This is a genomic window from Bradyrhizobium sp. Leo170 (genome assembly GCF_004296405.1).
Lineage (GTDB): Bacteria > Pseudomonadota > Alphaproteobacteria > Rhizobiales > Xanthobacteraceae > Bradyrhizobium.
In genome coordinates, this window is the sequence record NZ_PSRR01000071.1 from 11799 (window position 1) to 30364 (window position 18566).

The 18566-nt window shown below is 63.4% G+C and carries 15 protein-coding genes and 1 pseudogene; 7 read left to right on the forward strand and 9 right to left on the reverse strand.

Annotation, left to right across the window (positions count from 1 at the left end; all coding sequences use genetic code 11):
• Positions 1 to 24 precede the first annotated feature (24 nt).
• The 4 genes from CWO89_RS14930 (at position 25) to CWO89_RS14945 (ending at position 3489) form a co-directional block, all read left to right on the forward strand.
• Positions 25 to 1452, forward strand: coding sequence for an NAD-dependent succinate-semialdehyde dehydrogenase (locus CWO89_RS14930; protein ID WP_130579557.1), 1428 nt, complete (start codon positions 25 to 27; stop codon positions 1450 to 1452).
• A gap of 315 nt (positions 1453 to 1767) precedes the next feature.
• Positions 1768 to 2199, forward strand: coding sequence for a CBS domain-containing protein (locus CWO89_RS14935; RefSeq protein WP_130579558.1), 432 nt, complete (start codon positions 1768 to 1770; stop codon positions 2197 to 2199).
• 280 nt (positions 2200 to 2479) lie between these two features.
• Positions 2480 to 2686, forward strand: coding sequence for a hypothetical protein (locus tag CWO89_RS14940; protein WP_130579559.1), 207 nt, complete (start codon positions 2480 to 2482; stop codon positions 2684 to 2686).
• A 107-nt stretch (positions 2687 to 2793) separates the two neighbouring features.
• Complete coding sequence (locus tag CWO89_RS14945) at positions 2794 to 3489, forward strand: hypothetical protein (RefSeq protein WP_130579560.1); 696 nt, start codon at positions 2794 to 2796, stop codon at positions 3487 to 3489.
• 154 nt (positions 3490 to 3643) lie between these two features.
• Here CWO89_RS14945 and CWO89_RS14950 read toward each other — a convergent pair whose 3' ends face one another.
• The 3 genes and pseudogenes from CWO89_RS14950 to CWO89_RS14960 all read right to left on the reverse strand — a co-directional run bounded on the left by CWO89_RS14950 (position 3644) and on the right by CWO89_RS14960 (position 8395).
• Entirely contained in the window at positions 3644 to 3835 is a 192-nt protein-coding gene (locus CWO89_RS14950; RefSeq protein ID WP_130579561.1) for a hypothetical protein, read from the reverse strand.
• Between the two features lie 182 nt (positions 3836 to 4017).
• Positions 4018 to 7166 (reverse strand): annotated as a pseudogene (locus tag CWO89_RS14955) (efflux RND transporter permease subunit).
• Entirely contained in the window at positions 7163 to 8395 is a 1233-nt protein-coding gene (locus CWO89_RS14960) for an efflux RND transporter periplasmic adaptor subunit (protein WP_130579562.1), read from the reverse strand. Before CWO89_RS14960 ends, CWO89_RS14955 begins: the two are co-directional and overlap by 4 nt.
• A 334-nt stretch (positions 8396 to 8729) precedes the next feature.
• Between CWO89_RS14960 and CWO89_RS14965 the strand changes: the two genes are divergently transcribed.
• Positions 8730 to 10241, forward strand: coding sequence for a porin (locus tag CWO89_RS14965; RefSeq protein ID WP_130579563.1), 1512 nt, complete (start codon positions 8730 to 8732; stop codon positions 10239 to 10241).
• 12 nt (positions 10242 to 10253) lie between these two features.
• Here CWO89_RS14965 and CWO89_RS14970 read toward each other — a convergent pair whose 3' ends face one another.
• The 5 genes from CWO89_RS14970 to CWO89_RS14990 form a co-directional block, all read right to left on the reverse strand.
• A complete protein-coding gene (locus tag CWO89_RS14970; protein ID WP_130579564.1) occupies positions 10254 to 11009 on the reverse strand; it encodes a FadR/GntR family transcriptional regulator in 756 nt (251 codons plus the stop codon).
• Positions 11009 to 12649, reverse strand: a complete 1641-nt coding sequence (locus CWO89_RS14975; RefSeq protein ID WP_130579565.1) for an acetate--CoA ligase — start codon at positions 12647 to 12649, stop codon at positions 11009 to 11011. The genes CWO89_RS14970 and CWO89_RS14975 overlap by 1 nt, the downstream gene beginning before the upstream one ends.
• A 64-nt stretch (positions 12650 to 12713) precedes the next feature.
• Positions 12714 to 13907 carry an acyl-CoA dehydrogenase family protein gene (locus CWO89_RS14980; RefSeq protein WP_245476307.1) on the reverse strand — a complete coding sequence of 398 codons (1194 nt, stop codon included), beginning with the start codon at positions 13905 to 13907 and terminating at the stop codon, positions 12714 to 12716.
• 2 nt (positions 13908 to 13909) lie between these two features.
• Entirely contained in the window at positions 13910 to 15001 is a 1092-nt protein-coding gene (locus CWO89_RS14985) for a phosphotransferase family protein (protein ID WP_130579566.1), read from the reverse strand.
• Positions 15002 to 15263: 262 nt separating this feature from the next.
• The gene (locus CWO89_RS14990; RefSeq protein WP_349644882.1) at positions 15264 to 16235 is read right to left on the reverse strand and encodes a GlxA family transcriptional regulator; all 972 of its coding nucleotides are present in this window, start codon (positions 16233 to 16235) and stop codon (positions 15264 to 15266) included.
• Positions 16236 to 16346: 111 nt separating this feature from the next.
• Here CWO89_RS14990 and CWO89_RS14995 point away from each other — a divergent pair, with 111 nt between their 5' ends.
• Together CWO89_RS14995 and CWO89_RS15000 are read left to right on the forward strand one after the other, a co-directional pair.
• Positions 16347 to 16676, forward strand: a complete 330-nt coding sequence (locus CWO89_RS14995) for a DUF3817 domain-containing protein (protein ID WP_130579568.1) — start codon at positions 16347 to 16349, stop codon at positions 16674 to 16676.
• On the forward strand, positions 16673 to 17086 hold the full coding sequence (locus CWO89_RS15000; protein ID WP_165421157.1) for a CopD family protein: 414 nt from the start codon (positions 16673 to 16675) through the stop codon (positions 17084 to 17086). Before CWO89_RS14995 ends, CWO89_RS15000 begins: the two co-directional genes overlap by 4 nt.
• Positions 17087 to 17144: 58 nt before the next feature.
• On the opposite strand, the gene CWO89_RS15005 is transcribed toward CWO89_RS15000, so the two are convergent.
• On the reverse strand, positions 17145 to 18476 hold the full coding sequence (locus tag CWO89_RS15005) for a nucleotide disphospho-sugar-binding domain-containing protein (protein ID WP_130579570.1): 1332 nt from the start codon (positions 18474 to 18476) through the stop codon (positions 17145 to 17147).
• Between the last annotated feature and the right edge of the window lie 90 nt (positions 18477 to 18566).

An 18566-nucleotide genomic window follows, 5' to 3' on the forward strand; every position in this document is an offset into this window, starting at 1 on the left:
ACCAAGAACAACAAAGGAATGACCATGGCAAATTATCCTGAAATCCAGCTCTATATCGACGGCCGCTGGAAGCACGCCAGCGGGCAGCCCATCATCAATCCCGCCGACGAAACCACGCTCGGCACGGTGCCCACGGCAACGCGAACCGACCTCGACGACGCGCTCGATGCCGCCGAAAGAGGATTTGCGATCTGGCGCAAGACGGCGCCGCTCAAGCGTGCGCAGATCATCCTGAAGGCGGCCGCACTCATTCGCGATCGTGTCGATGAGATGGCGGTTGCGATGACGCTCGAGCAGGGAAAGCCGATCGAGCAAGCCAGGCTGGAAATCCTGCGGGGTTGCGAGATCATCGAGTGGGATGCAACGGAAGGACAGCGGCTCTACGGCCGCGTGATCCCAAGCGAGCCCGGAATGCGGCACACGGTGCTGCGGCAGCCGATCGGTCCGGTGGCAGCGTTCTCGCCCTGGAATTTTCCGATGAGTTCGCCGGCGCGCAAAGTCGCCGGCGCACTGTCTTCGGGATGCTCGATCATCCTCAAGGCGTCCGAGGAGACGCCCGCCGGCGCCGTCCAGCTCGTGCGCGCCTTTCATGATGCGGGCCTGCCTGCCGGCGTGCTGAACCTCGTCTTCGGCAATCCGGCGGAGATATCAGAATATCTGATCCCGCAATCGCGCATCCGGCTGGTGACGTTCACAGGCTCGATCCCGGTCGGCAAATATCTGGCCGCGATGGCAGGCACTCACATGAAGCCGGCGATCATCGAGCTTGGCGGCCACGGCCCTGTGATCGTCTGCGACGACGTCGATCCGGTCGCAACGGCGGCCGCGTCGGTGGTCGGCAAGTCACGGAATGCGGGACAGGTCTGCGTCGCGCCGACGCGCTTCTTCGTCCAGGAATCGATCTACGATCGATTTGCCAATGTCTTTGCCGAGAAGGCGAGCGCGCTGAAGGTCGGCAATGGATTGGATCCGTCGAGCCAGATGGGCCCGCTGGCAAACTCGCGGCGGATCGATGCCATGGAAACGCTGGTTGCCGACGCCAAGGCCAGGGGCGCGCGCGTGCTTGCGGGCGGACATCGGCGCGGCGATCGCGGTTACTATTTCCCGCTCACGGTGCTCGCCGATGTGCCCGACGATGCCCGTGCCATGAACGAAGAGCCGTTCGGTCCGCTCGCGCTTGTCAACCCCGTCAAGACGCTCGACGAAGCCATCGAGAAAGCCAATTCCCTCCCCTTTGGTCTCGCGGCCTATGCGTTCACCCGTTCGGCTGAGAATGCCGATCGTCTCGCCGAGGGCGTCGAGGCCGGAAACCTCTCGATCAACCACTTCGTGGCCTCGGTCGCCGAAACGCCTTTCGGCGGCGTCAAGGAGAGCGGCTATGGGCGCGAGGGCGGCACCGAGGGCCTGCAGTGCTACACGGTGGTCAAGAACGTCTCGCACAAGACCGGCTGATCGATTGTTCCATTGGATGCGACGATCTCAGGTCCGGACGATGGGACCGGACCTACGGTCACCTTCGCTCCCAGCTATTCCTCGAAGGCGCGCTCAAGATGATCGTCGGATGGGGTTGAGAGCACAAAAACGACCACTTCAAACCAACCGACGGCCTCTGCCGCCGTTACACCGCGGCCCCGATACTCGCTGACTGCTTCCTGCCAATATGATACGCTGATGCTCCTAATCGAGGAGAATGGATGCCATGGTACGTGGCCCCAGTTGTGGGGGCGGGATGGAATAGGCGGCTAGGCCACACGATGGGAGGAAACTATGACCATCGAAAACATTCTGAGGCGGAAGGGCACCGATGTCACAACAATAGCTCCGGACGCCAGCATCAAGAGGGCGGCAGACTGGCTCCGCGCAAAGAATATTGGCGCTCTCGTGGTGACGAGTGAGAACTCGGTTCTCGGTCTGATTTCCGAACGTGAAATCGTTCATGCATTTTCTCGCTATGGCCAGACGGCCGGGTCGATGCTGGTGAAGGAAATCATGCAATGCGGTGTGGCCACCGTGTCTCCGGACGAGAGTGTCAATCGCGTGATGAAACTGATGACGCACCACCGCGTGCGCCACATGCCGGTACTACGCGGCGGCAAGCTAGCCGGCATCGTCAGCATCGGCGATGTCGTCAAGGATCGACTCGAGGATCTGGAGCTTGAGACGAAAATCCTGCGTGATGTCTACAACGCAGCGCGTTGACGGCTCGGGCGCCGGCTCATAGGCGCGCTGTCAATCGTCGTGCTCGCGTTCACATGGACGTTGTCGGGCCCGCTCCGGGTTAATGGAGCCGGGACGTGAACAATGTCGAGACGTCCGCATCGACAAAACTGCGGAAAGCGTCGCATCCAATAAAAACGTTGTGGCTGTGAACGAGCTCACAATGCAACCAGCACGATCATGTTTTGATCGTAGCGCATTAACCATTGGTAAAATGGGATGCGACGGTCGCCGGAGGGCTTCCCCAACAAAGGGGTAAAATATGAACAGCAAACCTCCCACTCCGAAGCGGGGTGCTTTCCCTGCGCCGAAAGAGGTGCGCGACAAAGCACCAAAGTACAACCCTGACGCACCCGACGCAGCCGACGATCAGAAAGGCGAGGAGACAGACTCTTCGCCGGATCAGCAGCAGCATGACGATGCTCAGCGTGGAACGAAGGACGAAGCAATGGAGCCTAAGCGGAAATAATCGAAGTTCATTTCAGCAAACGGAGACATACCATGGCAATTCAGCTTGGAGGAAGTGGACAAGGTAGATATCCCAAACGCGGAGCGACTCCCACGCCGAGGAGCGTCTTGGCGGCCGCCACCCCGCATAGTGTAGTCGGCCTTGCAGCGGCACCTCCCCATTTCATCACGATCCCTCACAGGCTGTCCTCTTGGGGCAATTTCGATCATGGTGATTGCGTCACTGCCGAAGAAGCGTTTGCGAAGGCGTGTCACAATCCGGAAATCTTCATTTCGGACAACGAAGTGATAAGATGGGCGACGAAACATGGGGTGCTGGAGGGAGCCTATCTGCATCAGGTGATGGTTTGGATGCAGGAAAACGGCTTCCATCAGAGCCGGCACATCTACGATGACGGCCAGATCTATTCGGTCGACTGGACGAATCCCTCCACGTTAAACAGCGCAATTGCGGAAGGTCCGGTCAAGATTGGCGTTGCCGCAACCCAACTCCAGACCGCATGGAACTCCACGAACGGGAAGACCGGATGGTTTGGCCTTGGATTCAACAAGGACACCAACGAGGACCACTGCGTCAGCCTTTGCGGATACGGCTCGCTCAACTGGCTCGCACAGCAGCTTCAGGTCACCGTGCCGGCCGGAGTCGACGGTACGAAGCTCGGCTATGCGATGTTCACGTGGGACTCGATCGGTATCATCGACCAGCCTTCCATGATCGCCGTTACCGAAGAGGCATGGCTCAGAACCCCGACGACGGTCGTCAAGCCCGCAAAGACGCCCGAGCAGGAAAGCGTCGCGGTATAGCAGGCTTCAATGGAACGACTGCACCGGCGCGGAGCCCGCTTGACCAGCAGAGCTTCGCGCCGGCTACCATCGCCCACGCATCTCGAGCGGCAGATCCAGCGGCGGCGCACCGCCGGACCTCAATTCGGCCGGTGCATCGCCGCTGGATCCGCCCCTACAAATCTGCGGGGCGCTTCTTGCAGGCGAAGAACGCGGTGACGGCGAGCGGGACTGCGAGCGCGATCCATGAGGTCGTGTCCCAGATGCCGTCGCCGAGCAAGGCAGACACCAAGCCGAAGGCGACGATCACCGCGATGATCGCGGGGAACAGAAAAATCTGCGTGAGTGAACGTCGGACATTGACCATCAGGGGCGCTCCGGAATTTGCGCGGCGGGATATCGGGATTCGGCTAGAGCGAGATGACTTTTCGAATCGTCATCCCGCTCTATTTCTTTGTTTGAGCATGATCTCCGCGCAAACGCTTCGCGTTTGTCGCGGGGAAAACCGGTCTCCACTTTTCCGGATCATGCTCTAGTTCACCCACCATTCTACTCCGCGGGCGGCGCGTGCGGTGTTTCGGCCGGTTTGCCGAAACGGCGTTTCGCCTCTTCGCGCCAGCGCTGGAAGGTGACGTAGAGCATCGGCACCAGGAAAATGCCGATCGAGCTTGCGGCGAGCATGCCGCCGAACACCGCTGTGCCGACCGCCCTGCGGCTGATCTCGGCGGCGCCGGTCGCGACCACCAGCGGCACAAGGCCGAGAATGAAGGCGATCGAGGTCATCATCACGGCGCGGAACCGCATCTGGGCACCGAGCTCCGCGGCTTGCGCAATCGGCAATCCGCCCTCGCGCTGCTCCTTGGCAAACTCGACGATCAAGATGCCGTTCTTGGCGGCGAGCGCGATCAGCACCACGAGGCCGATCTGGCCGTAGAGGTCGAGGTTCAAGCCCGCGACCTTGATCGCCGTGTACGAACCGAGCACGCCGACCGTGACCGACAACAGGACCGGGATCGGAATGGTCCAGCTCTCGTAGAGCGCAACCAGGAACAGATAGGCGAACAGCACCGCGAGCGCGAGGATGATGCCGGTCTGCCCCGAGGCCGCCTGCTCCTGATAGGCGGTGCCGGTCCATTCGTAGGAATAGCCGGCCGGCAGCGTCGCCCGCGAAATCTCCTCCATTGCGGCGATCGCGGTGCCCGACGAGACGCCCGGCGCCGGCTGCCGTTGATGGTGACCGAACGGTAGTTGTTGTAGCGGGTGATGACCTGCGGTCCGGTGACGATCCTCAAGCTCGCGATGGAGCGCATCGGCACCATCTCGCCGCCGCTGTTGCGGACATAGATCTGCCAGATGTCGGAGATGTCGCCGCGGTTGGCGGCCTCGCCCTCCACATTGACCTGCCAGGTGCGGCCGAACAGGTTGAAGTTGTTGACGTAGATGCCGCCCAGCGTCGCCTGCAGCGCGGTGAACACGTCGGCCATGTTCAGCCCGAGCGCCTGCGCCTTGGCCCGGTCGATGTCGAGATAGATCGATGGATTGGTCGCGGTGAAGGTCGAGAATACGCGCGCCAGCCGCGGATCGCGGTTGGCCGCATTGATCAGGCCGGTCATTGTGCTGCCGAGCGCGGCCGGATCCTGCCCCTCCAGCGCATCGAGCTGATATTCGAAGCCGCCGGAGGTCGAAAGCCCGATGATCGGCGGCAGGTTGAACGGCAGGATATTGGCCTGCCGTATCTGCGCGCCCTCGCCAAACATTCGCCGGATCGTCGCCTGCACCGAATCCGCGGCCGCCCGCCGATCGGCGAACGGCTTCATGCGCGCCACCATGAAGGCCGAGTTCGGCTCGCTCGCGCCGTCGAGCAGCGAGAAGCCGATGATCGAGAGCACGTGCTCGACCTGCGGCATGTTCTTCAAGAGCGCCTCGACCTGCTTGGTCACCTGGCTGGTGCGCGACACCGACGCACCGTCAGGCAATTGCACCGAGATGAAGAAGGCGCCCTGATCCTCCTCGGGCAGGAAGCCCGTCGGCGTTATTCGCGACACGCCGAGAACGCCGCCGGCAAACACCAGCACCGCGACCAGCGACAATATCGCCACCCGCAGCAGCCGGCGCACCATGCCGGCATAGCGGTCGCGGACCCAGTCGATGCCGCCGAGCACGCGCCCCATGATGCCGCGGCGCGGCCCGGTATGCCGCAGGAACACGGCACAGAGCGCCGGCGACAGCATCAGCGCGTTCAGCGCCGAGATCACCATCGCCGCGCTGATCGTCACCGCAAACTGGCGGAACAGGGTTCCGGAGATGCCGGGGATGAACGCAATCGGCACGAACACCGACAACAGCACCAGCGAAATCGCGATGATCGGCGCGGTGATCTGCGCCATCGCCTTTTTGGTGGCCTCCGCCGGCGACAGCTCGGGCTCGCTCTCCATCACGCGTTCGACATTCTCGACCACGACGATGGCGTCGTCGACCACGATGCCGATGGCAAGCACCATCGCAAGCAGCGACACGGTGTTGGCGGAATAGCCGAGGATCAGGAGAACCGCGAAGGTGCCGATCAGGCTGACCGGCACCGCGACCGCCGGGATCACCGTGGCGCGCAGGTTGCCGAGGAACAGGAACACGACGATCACGACCAGCACGAAGGCTTCGCCCAGCGTCTTCAGCACTTCCTTGATGGTATCGGAGACGAAGGTCGTGGAGTCGTACTGCACCAGATAGGTCAGGCCAGGAGGAAACCGTTCCGACAATCTGGTGAGCGTGGACTGCACCGCCGCGGCGGTGGTCACCGCATTGGCCCCCGGCGCAAGATAGATGCCGATCGGCACGCCGGGCTGGCCGTCGATCCGGGACTCGCTGTCCATGTTCTGGGCGCCGATCTCGACCCGGGCGACGTCGCTGATCCGGAGCACCGAGCCGTCCGGATTGGCGCGCAGCACGATATTGCCGAACTGGGCCGACGTCGTGAGCCGCCCTTGCGTCTGCACGTTGAACTGGAACTGCTGGTCCTCGGCGATCGGACGGGCGCCGATGCGGCCGACCGGCGCCTGCACGCTCTGCGCACGGATCGCCGCGATCACATCCGACGGCGCCAGATTGAGGCTGGTGAGCCGCTGCGTGTCGAACCAGATCCGCATCGAGTAGTTCAGCTTCGCGAACAGCGAGGCCTGGCCGACGCCCGGCGTGCGCGAGATCGCATCGAGCACGTTGATGATCGCGTAGTTGGTGATGAACAGCGGATCCTGCTGGCCGCTCTTGCTGTACAGCACGATGAACTGCAGCACCGCCGAGGATTTCTTCTGCACGACCAGGCCTTGCGCCTGCACCTCGGTCGGCAGTTGCGCGAGCGCGCTCTGGACGCGGTTGTTGACGTTGACGGTGTTGATGTCAGGATTGGTGCCGAGCGCGAACGAGACGGTCAGCGTGTAGCTGCCGTCATTGCCGCTGGTCGACTTCATGTAGAGCATCTTGTCGACGCCGACGACCTGGGCCTCGAGCGGCTGCGCAACGCTCGATTCCACCACCTCGGCGGAAGCGCCGGGGAAATTGGCGGTGACGGTGACCTGCGGCGGCACGATGTCCGGAAACTGCGCCACCGGGATTTGCAGCAGCGCCAGCGCGCCTGCGATGGTGATGACCAGCGCGATGACGATGGCAAGCCGTGGACGATCGACGAAGACGGCGGAAATCATGGGCTGGTGCCCGCAGGCTTCGGACCGATCGCACCGCTGCTTTGGCTCGATCCGGTGTTTTCCGCCGTTTCCTTCAGGCTCGACTGGATCAGCGCGCTCGCCGGTCCCGGCGCCACGGGCTGGCCGGGCCGCACCCGCTGCATTCCTTCAGCGATCACCTTCTCTCCGACCGAAAGCCCACTCGTCACCGCAGCGATGGTCGCGGTCGACTGTCCGAGGACGATCCGGCGCTGCTCCGCCTTGTTGTCGGCCCCGAGCACGAAGACATAGTCGCCCTGCTGATCCGACAGCACGGCCGAGCGCGGGATCGCCACCACATCGACCGGCTGCACGCCCTCGAGCAGGACGGTGACGAACTCATTGTCGGTGAGCTGGCGCACGGTGACGTCGTCTGCTGACGACAGATGGGGCAGCACAGGATTGGGGATAATGCCGCGCAGCGTGATCGTGTCGGTATTCTGCGCGATCGTGTTGTTGACGAAGTTGAGCTGGCCGACCTGGTCATAGAGCTTGCCGTCGGGCAGACGGACCCTGATCACGACCGCCCTGAACCCGCCCAGCGTCGCGTAGCGGTCGCGCAGCGTGAGGGCTTCGCGCACCGAGACCGGGAAGGTGACGTACATCGGGTCCTGGCTCACGATCGTGGTGAGCACCCCCGAGCTCGGGCTCACGACGTTGCCCTCGGTCACCGCCGTGCGGCCGATCTTGCCGTCGATCGGCGAGCGGATCTGGGTGTAGTCCAGATTGATCTTTGAGAGGTCGACTTGCGCCTGGGCGGCCTGCACCTGCGCTTCCAGACTCTGCTCGTTCGCGAGCGCGGCATCATAGGTGGACTGCTGGCCGGCCGGGCCGCCGAGCAAGGCCTTGGCGCGGCCGGTCGTCAGCTTGGCGTTGACGAGGGTCGCCTGCAATTGCGCGACCTGCGCCTTCTTGGACTCAAGGTCGGCCTCGAACGGGCCGCGCTCGAGCTCGTAGAGCATATCGCCGGTCTTGACCTCGGCGCCTTCGACGAAGTTCCGCTTTTCCAGGAAGGCGGTGACGCGGGCGACCACATTGACGCGATTGGTGGCCTCGATCCGTCCCAGGAACTCGTTGGATTGGGTGACGGGCCGCTTGACCGCCTCGATGATACCCACAGCCGGGGGTCCGGCGGCCTGCTGGGCCTCGGCGGCGGCCAGCGCGCCGAACATGGCGGTCCCCAATGCGACGGCACCGGCGAACCGGGCCATTGTTATCCCTGCAAGACTCACGTTTCGCGCCTTTGTCCCGTTTGATCCGGATCAATAGCATCCGGATCGGGAAAGCCAACGGTACGAACGTATAGCAACGGCAGATCGATGCTCTGTCGATGGCTGGATCGCCGCGTTGCACCAAAATGTGATGGCGGAGGATGGGATCCGGTCCACGGGGGCCTCCGCTGGTAGCGCTGTGTGGCCCGGCCGCTACTGGAACGAACTTTTTTGGCTGGGCGCTGCACAACCTGTTGAATGTTGCTTGCTGCACGATCGGCCGGCAAGCCAAGCTTGGCCAGGCGCCGTGGGGCCGGTCGCCGGGAGCTTTCTGATGGCAAAGCTCGGGATCTGTGCGGCATTCCTTCTTGCGGTTGTCGGCGCCTCGGGCGCATCGGAGGCATGGGCGGCCGACGTCACGCCGACCAAGGCGCCGGCGGCTTCGGCCATGACGCCGCGTCCGTGCACCGACCCATCGGACTTCGTCACGACCAATTGCCAGCTCACCTGGGAAGGCATCACGGTCTTCGGCATCATCGACACCGGCTTCGGCTGGCAAAGCCACGGTGCGTCGTTTGATCCGCGATCTGCAGTTGCAGCCTCCTACCTGATCCAGAAACAGAACCGGTTGGCGACATGGACCCTTGCGCCCAATGCGTTGAGCAATTCGACCATCGGCATCAAAGGAACCAGGCCGATCGGCGAGGACTTTTCTTTCGTCTTTGACCTCGATGCCGGCTTCGACCCCTACTCGCTGCGATTCTCGAATGGACCCGGATCGATTGCCGCGAACGCCGGCGTCCCGCAAAACCTGCAAACCGCCTACTCGGATTCAAGCCGCGCCGGCCAGTGGTACAACGGTCAGGGCTACGTCGGCGTCAGTTCTCCCACTTATGGCACGCTGACCCTCTTCCGGCAGAACTCGCTGACGCTGGATGCCGTGTTCGATTACGATCCGTTCGGCGCCTCCTACGGATTCTCGGCGATCGGCTTCCAGGGTATAACCTGCGGCGGCGGCAACACCGAAAACTGCAGACACTCGACGTCGGTGAAGTACCGGTACAACTTCAACCACTTCCGGGCAGCGGCGCTGTGGCAGTTCGGCGGTTATGACGAGAACAATGCCTCCACCGGCGCCTATCAATTCCAGCTCGGCGGCGACATTCCGATCCGCGGCAATGACGTGCTCTCGGTCGACGCCATTTACAGCCATGTCAAGAATTCCGTATCGCTCGCGCTGGCGTCGGGAGCAAACGCAAACAACGCGTTTGGAGCGCCGATCCCCCCGTTCCTGCCGCAGACCCTGACGGCGACGATCTCCGACAACACCGCCGCGATGTTGGTGGCGAGATACACGACCAAGTCGCTGAAGCTGTACGCCGGTTACGAATACATCCGATACGAGCCGCCGAGCAATCCGCAAGTCGCCTTCACCGACATCGCAGGAAACTTCCTTTGTCAGGGCTGCGATGCCCTCAACAACACGAACATCAACAATGCCGCGTTCGGCGTCGGCGGGCTCGGCAACAAGACCTTTCAGGTCATGTGGGCCGGCGCGAAATACTCCATAACCGACGATCTGGACGTGATCGGCGCCTATTATCACTACATCCAGGACTCCTTCTTCGGCACTGCCGCCAGAGGCCCCGCCTTCTGCTCCTCTAGCGAACACCCGCAATGCGCCGGGACGTTCGACGCAATTTCCACCGCGGTCGATTGGAGGTTTGCGCCTAAATGGGATACCTATGTCGGCGTGATGTTCACGCAGGTCAACGGCGGATTGGGGTTCGGCTTCTTCGAGCATAGCAACGTCGCCACTACGGCCGGGTTGCGCTTCCGCTTTTGAGATTGACGCGACCTACGCGGGTCGCTGCGACCAGCCTACCGGCGCGTCGATATCGAAATTGGCAAGCTCGTAGCCGCGGCGGAAATCGACGATGTGCTTGTCCATCCAGGACCGCGCCCCGGCGGGGTTGCGATCGCTGAGCGCCCGCAGGATCTTCTCATGGGCGAACACCAGGCGCTCGCCCGCGTTCAATCGGGAGAACACCCGCAGGAAAGCCGGATAGAATAGCTGGCTCATCGGCTCGCGGCTGAGCTGCAGGGCGCGGTTGCGCGAGGCACGCGCGATGATCTGGTGAAACTCGATATCGAGTTCGACGAGGCTCTGCTTGTCCTCGAGCGCCGTCTTGGTCTTGTCGACATTGGCCCGGAGCGCGGCCAGCATATCGTCGTCGATCCGCGTCGCGGCGCATTCGGCCAGCACCGGCTCGAAACAACGCATGCTTTCCCAGAGTTCGAAGAAGCTGATCTCCTGCAGCACGATCGCCGCCGTCACCTTCTCGGAAATGTCGGCCTCACGGGGCACGGAGACATAGAGCAGCTTGCCGCCGTCGTGACGGCGGACGAGGCCGTTCTGCTCCAGCACCCGGATCGCTTCGCGGACCGTCGAGCGGTGGACACCAAAGCCCGCGGCCAGCGCGGTCTCCGCTGGCACCCGGTCGCCGACGGCCCACTCGCCCGACATGATCTTGGCTTCGATGCTGCGCACCACGAACCGGTAGACCGGCTCGTTGCGCTCTTGGACGTTGTTGCTGAGATCCGCTACAGACATCAGACGACGCCTCGCGCGAACTCGCGGTCGCGCAATTCGCGGCGACGGATCTTGCCGGTGATCGTCATCGGAAGCTCCGCGATATACGCGATCGCGCGCGGATATTTGTAGGGCGCGGTGACCGACTTGACGTGATCCTGCAATTCGCGCGTCAGCTCCGGCGACGGGGCATGGCCTTGCCGCAGCACGACGAACGCCTTCACGATCTCGCCGCGCTCGATGTCGGGACTGCCGACCACCGCGCACATCTGCACCGCCGGATGCTCGGCCAGCGCGTTCTCGACCTCGATCGGGCCGATGCGATAGCCTGCTGAATTGATCACATCGTCCGAGCGCCCGCGATACCAGAGATAACCGTCGGCATCCTTCTCCGCGCGATCGCTGGTCAGAAACCAGCGCCCGTCGGGACCGTCGACAAAGCAGGCCGCGGTGCGCTCCGCATCCTTCCAGTAGCCGAGCATCAATTGCGGGTTGGGCATCTTCAGCGCGAGATCGCCCTCCTGCCCCGGCGGCAAGCGGTTGCCATCAGCGTCGATCACATCGAGATCAGAGCCCGGCGACGGACGCCCCATCGAACCGTAACGGACCGGCTCGGTTGGATAGTTCAGCGCGACCATCAAGGCTTCGGTCTGCCCATAGGCTTCATCGATGCGGATGCCGGTCGCCGCCTCCCAGCGCTCGGCGACGACGGGGTTCATGGCTTCGCCCGCGGTGACGACGCGGCGCAGCCGGCCGAGATCACCGCGTGCGCGGACTTCGCCAACGACCCGCGACAGCTCCGTGCCGGGCGCGCAGTAGACAGTGACCTGGTGCTTGCGCAGGAGTTCGAGCCGATCGTTCGGCACGAACGGGCCGTCGAAAAAGAAAGAACAGGCGCCGCAGCTCAGCGGTCCGAAGATGATGCTCGTGCCCGCCTTGCTCCAGCCGGTGTCTGCCGTGCACCAGATCACCTCGCCGGGACGCAGGTCGAGCCAGTAGATCGCCGACACCCGCCACGCATAGATCGCCCGCGCGGCATGGACGACGGCCTTCGGGTGGCCGGTCGAGCCTGACGTGTAGTACATGATCGCGGGATCTTCGGCCCTGACGATCGCCGGCTCGATCGTCTCGGAGGCGCGCGCCACTTCGCTGTTCCAATCGAGCCAGCCCGACGTCTGGCCGAGCGCGATCCTGACCGGGATCAGCGTCTCCACGGATGCGAACTTGGCGGTCTGCCCGGGACGGCAGATCGCCGCCTTGGCCTCGGCATTGGCGACGCGGTATTCGATATCGCGCGCCGTCAGCATCTCGATGCACGGGATCGGCACCGCGCCGATCTTCATCGCCGCAATTAGCGCGACGAACCATTCCGCCAGCCGCGGCAGCATGATGATGACGCGGTCGCCCTTCTCCACGCCGTTCGCCCGCAAAACATTCGCGAGCCGGTTCGTGAGCCGCGACAGATCGGAATAGCTGTAGCGCCGGGTCTCGCCGGCGGCGTTCTCCCAGATCAGCGCCGGACCATCCTGCTCGCGGGCGCGGCGGTCGATGATATCGGCACCGAAATTGAAGGTCTCCGGCACCTGCCAGCGGAAATTGGCGCACAAGCTTTCATAGCTTTCGACCGCAGGCTCCTTCGGCGGTGACCAGATATCGCGCATCATTTCCTCCGTGTTCGCGCGTTTTGCGCTTGTTGTTTTGTTTTGCTGCGGCTCTTACCGCCGCCTATCGGCCGCCATGGGTCACGATCCGCCGTCCGATCGCCCAGCGGTGCACTTCCGACGGGCCGTCATAGATGCGGAAGGCGCGGACGTCGCGATAGAACCGCTCGACCACGGTATCGCGCGTGGTGCCGAGCCCGCCGAGGATCTGCAGCGAACGGTCGGCGACGCGCGCGATCGCTTCCGAGCAGATCACCTTGGCCATCGAACTTTCGCTCGAGGCCCGCTCGCCTTTGTCGAGCATCCACGCCGTGTGCCAGATCGTCAGTTGCGCCTGATGGATATCCATCGCGTTGTCGGCCAGCATGAAGGAGACGCCCTCGTGCTCGCCGAGCGGCTTGCCAAACGCCGTGCGACGCCGCGCGTATTCGGTAGCGATCTCCTGGGCGCGGATCGCGGCGCCGAGCCAGCGCATGCAATGCGTCAGCCGCGCCGGCGCGAGGCGAACCTGGGCGTGGCGAAAACCCTGTCCGATCTCGCCGAGCACGGCATCGGCCGGCACGCGCAGCCCGTTGAAGCGGACCACCGCGTGACCGCCGACAAAGCTGGAATCGATGGTGTCGAGCGTGCGCTCGATCGTGATGGCGGGATCGGACATGTCGGCGAGGAACATGGTGGCTGCCCCTTCCATTCCGCCGCCGCTCGTCTTCGCCATGATGATCGCAAAGGCGGCGCCCTCGGCGCCGGTGATCAGCCATTTCTCGCCGTCGATGACCCAGTCATTGCCATCGCGCCGCGCCGTCGTCTGCAACTGGCCAGGATCGGAGCCTGCGCCGGGAGCAGGCTCCGTCATGCAGAAGCAGGAGCGGACTTCTCCGGTCGCGAGCGGCTTCAAATAGCGCTCGCGCTGATCGGGCCGCGTCACGACATCAAGGAGATGGATGTTGCCCTCGTCGGGCGCGGCGCAATGCAGCGCGACGGGACCGAGCATGGAATAGCCGGCGGCGGTGAACACGGCGGCGCGGCCGATATGCGACAGATGCTGGCCACCATATTCCGCCGGCGCATGCGGCGCGAATACGCCGGCCTTGCGCGCGAGCGCATTGAGCTCGCGCCGCAGCTCATCGGTCGGTCCATGGGACGTCCAGCGCTTGTCCTTTTCGAACGGGACCACCGTGTCCTTGACGAAGGCTTTCACGCGATCGGCCAGTTCGGACACGCGCGGCGGCAGCGAAAAGTTCATGTCGAGTTGATGCATCGTCAGTTTCCTCGCTCAGTTCCGGTCGTGGCATCGCGCGCGACCAGAAGAATATCTTCGCCAACGCGGGCGAAGTCGGCATAGCGATTGTCCCTCACCGCGCCGTTGACCCATTGGCGGTGCAATTGCAGGAACACGATCCCGAGCTTGAACAGCGCGAGCACGCGCATCGCCGGCAGGTCGTCGATATCCAGACCGGTCAGGTCGGCATAGCGCCGCGCGACCTCGGCACGCCGCCAGAATCCGGGCTGAGCCGTCGGCATCTGCTGCAGCCGCTGCAACGCCGGCGGATCATCCGGCTGCGCCCAGTAGCTCAAGAGCGTCGCCAGATCGAACAGCGGATCGCCCCGCGTTCCCATGTCCCAATCGACCAGCGCGACCGGCGAGAGCGTCTGCGGATTTAGGATCAAATTGTCGAGCTTGAAATCGCAGTGCAGCAGCGTCGGTGTCCGGTCGCGGAATGTCTGCCGGGACAGCCACTGCGAAATGTCCTGCAATAGACCTTGCAGCGCGCCATCCTCGGCAACCAGCGCCCCACGTTTCGACCAGCCGGCAATCGCGCGGGCGATGAAACCCTCGGGGCGACCGAGATCCTCAAGTCCGACCGCGCGCGCATCGACCCGGTGCAGCGCGGCCAATGTTGCAACCATCATCTCCGAGAGAATCCCGGGTGCATCGTCGCGCCCCTGCAGCGGCGACAGATCCGCGCCGCGGATGACGAGCCCTGCGCGATACTCGATCAGTTGGAAGGGAACGCCGATGACGCTGCGGTCGCCGCAATAGTGCAGCCCCCTTGCTATGAAGGGCAGCGCATCGGCAAGGCGCGACAGGATGCGATGCTCGCGCGCCATGTCATGGGCGCCCGGTGGCAGGTCGCCGTCGGGCGGACGGCGCAGGACAGTCGGGGCACCGTTGGCGATCAGGAGATAGTTGCGATTGGCGAGGCCACCGGCGAACTGCCGGATCGGCTGCGCCAGATCGACACTCATGCCGTGCGCTTCCAGATAGCGCGCAAGGCGATCCCAGTCGGCCGGCGCGGTTTCCGCGGCCGACAATAGTCCCGGATTTCCTGATAGCGACGGATCAGCAATCACGCGCGCCTCGGCCTCCCTATTCCAAATATCGAGGTTGGAGCCCTCGCCTACCGCCTCCGGCGGCGCGGGACCATTATTGTCGGACCAAAATTAGCGCCAAGACAGCCAAGCTTGCAACTGGCGACCAGCCAAACCGATGCCTCGCTCCTTCGGATTCCCAATAAACTATTGTAAATTATCAATATTTCTCAAGTGGCATCTGAGAAGCCAAATCCACGAAGCCAAATCCACCACCGCACATATGTCGGACAATAAATCGCGGTCAGCGCTCCCGGGCACCGAAGCGTTGACGGTAGGCGGTCGGGCTGATGCCGGCGACTTTCCGGAAGCGCGATCGGAAGGTAACCGCGGATTCGAATCCGACCGAGCTTGCAATCTGATCGACCGAAGCCTCGCTGGTTTCGAGCAGTTCCTGCGCCCGGCGGATGCGCATCTTGAGCAGCCATTGCAGTGGCGTCGTTCCGGTCTGTTCCTCGAACCGTCGCGCCAGCGTCCTCGGACTCATGCGCGCCTGATCGGCCAGCATCCGAACCGTGAGCGTGCGGTCGAGATTGGCGCTCATCCAGTCAAGCAGCGAGGCCAGACTGGCAGCCGATTTCGGCGGTTCGTGGCGGATGAACTGGGACTGGCCGCCGTCCCTGACCAGGGGCGCAACGGCGAGCCGCGCGGCGTCGGCCGCAACGGCTTGGCCATGATCGCGGCGTAGCAGATGCAGGCACATGTCCACCCCGGCCGAGGCTCCGGCGGAGGTGATCAGGCGCCCCTCGTCAACGAACAGCACGTTTGGATCGACCTGGATGCGGGGATAGCGCCGTGCGAACTCGTCTGCGCAAATCCAGTGCGTCGTGGCCCGCCGCCCATCCAGAAGGCCGGTTGCCGCCAGAACGAAGGCTCCCGAACAGATCGACGCCAGTCTCGCTCCGCGCTCCCAGGCAGATCGAAGCGCCCCAAGCACGGCCGGGGAGACCGGAGCGGTCGGATCCTCCACTCCCGGCACTAGGACCGTATCGGCCGACACGAGCTCCTCGAGGCCCCACTCCGTTTGCAGCGTGAAATTCCTCGACCGAACTTCGGTCGCCTCACTGCACACGCGGACACTATAGCTGGCAACGCCACTCGCGCGCCCGAACACCTCGCACGGGACCGACAGGTCGAACGGCACGAAGCCGTCCATCGCGAGAACTGAAACTTTATGCATGGTCACCTCGGAGCGAGCATCTACCACGGCGAACATAGCCGAAGCGCGGTTTGGCGGGAAATGATCGCAGGTTGTCATTTCGGCCACTCACCGAATGCGCGACGCATTGTCTATGCATGCCGCCGGTCTTGAAGCGGGAAGGTGCGCGTGTCCAACGATTACGAATCGACGCAGTTGCGGTGGCTTGGGATCCTGTCGGTCCTCGAGGCGACGACGCTGGTCCTGCTTGTCGCAGTCGCCGTGCCACTCAAGCATATCGCCGGCTGGAACGTCGCCGTCCATGTCATGGGGCCGGTCCATGGCCTTGCGTTTCTCGGCTATTGCTGGGCTGCGATCCAGGCGGTCACGGAAGGCGGCTGGAGCCGATCGGAGGCGGTGCGGCTGTTCGCGACAGCGTTCATCCCATTCGCTGGCTTTGCCAATGCGCGGCTTATCGCACGAAAGTCCGCAGCTTTGCGCACCGGTGCGGTCCAGTGAGCCTTGCTGCGCTTTACCCATGGCTGAAGGCACTGCATGTCGTCAGTGCCTTCCTTTTCGTAGCCGGCACCATCACCACCTCGATCGTGCTGGCGGCAGAGCGCGCGAATCCGGGATCGGTCGAGCCTGTCGCGGGTTTTCTGGCCAAATCGGAACGCTGGCTGACCACGCCGGCGATGCTGCTGGTCTGGGCTTTCGGCTTGACGTTGGCGGTCACGGCCGGGTGGTTTTCCAACACGTGGCTGCAAGTCAAGCTCGCCTTTGTCGTTCTGCTCTCGGCCGTGCACGGAATCCAGTCAGGCCAGCTCCGGCGCCTTGTCAGGAACAAGGCGCTAAAATCCTGGACAACGCTGCCCTTGATCCTCGTCTCCATGACAGCGGTGGTCGTCCTAGTCGTGGTCAAGCCCTAGCCGATCTCGGCGCGCAGTCCGATAAGACCGACCGACGACTCCTGGCGGGACGGCAGCCTTATCGCCGCGCGGCTTTCTTGGCGCGCGGGCGATCCTGCGAGGGGGTCGAGATCTGTTGCCGAAGAATGCGACGGATCTCCGATGCGGTATCGATCTTGCGAATGTCCTCCGCCAGCGACGCTGCGCGCTCGCGATATTTCGGATCGTCCAGCACCGAGCGCACGGCGGGGCGCAATTGTTCTGCGGTGGGTGCGTTGGTTGCCAGATTGATGCCCACCCCCGACCAGGCGATGCGGACGCTGACATCGCCCCGGTCGGCTCCCGTTCCCGCCACGACGATGGGAACGCCATAACTCAAGGCTTGATTGACACTGCCGTAGCCGCCGTTCGTCACGAATGCATCGGCCTTCGACAATGCCCACTCGAACGGCAGATACTGGGCAACCCGCACATTTCCAGGCAACGGACCGCCGAGCACATCGATCGGACGTCCACCCGTTGTGACGATTGCGAGAACATCCGGCTCTTTCGCCAGCGCCTCCAGCGTCGGCAGGGTCAACTCGCTGAAGTCGTTATTGGTCAACGTGCCCTGGGTTACAAGAACGACTTTGCGTGAACCATCCAATTCGTAGGCCCACGAAGGTACCGGCGCCTGGTTCGGCGTGATCGGCAGCGGGCCGACGAAGTGTACCGAACCTGGCAGCCGGCGGCGCGGCAGCTCGAACCGCGGCACCGTGAGCTGCAAATAGATATCGGGCAGCTCCACCATCGCGTCATAAAGATTCATTCGCAGCGGCCTGCTCCCGATCTGGGCCAGGTACTCGTTCACGCATCGTCCTGCCGGGCCAAAGACCGATTGTTCGTAGGTTTGAAAGAGCGCGGCATACTCCCTTAGTTGCTGGTCGTTGCGCGCGGGCGGAATGCCTGCATCGTTCGGGGCGCCGTCATCTCGACGTGACAGGAGATAGGTCGTTCCAAGCAAGGCCACGGACGGCCGCCGTGCGCGAGGACCGAGCAGCATCGGCAACACGCCCAGCATGAGATGATCGCCGATGATGATGTCGGGAGGAAACTCCTGCATGACGATTTTGATGCTCTCATATTGAGCCAGCATGAAATCGGCGAAACCTTGCTCCAGGATCAGCCGCAATTGCTGTGCGCCGGGCGTCGCCGTCATGATTTCCGGAAATAGCTTGGCGGCGTCTCGCGTATCGATGTCGGCCGCGGGCACGAAACTGCGGAATGTGGCGCCGATCTCTTCGACGCGGTTTCGCAGATAGCTCGATGTCAGGCCCATGACCTCCCAACCGTCCGCGATCAGGACCCGCCCGACTCCTAATACTGGATGGAGATGTCCCATCATCGGGGACGAGACGAGAAGCGCCTTCATGCACGGTCTCCGTTGAGCTAGGTAATTGAGCCGAGGTCACTGACGGCCCGTCGACTACGACCGGCCAATCACAGCCCCTCATTAGTGTTC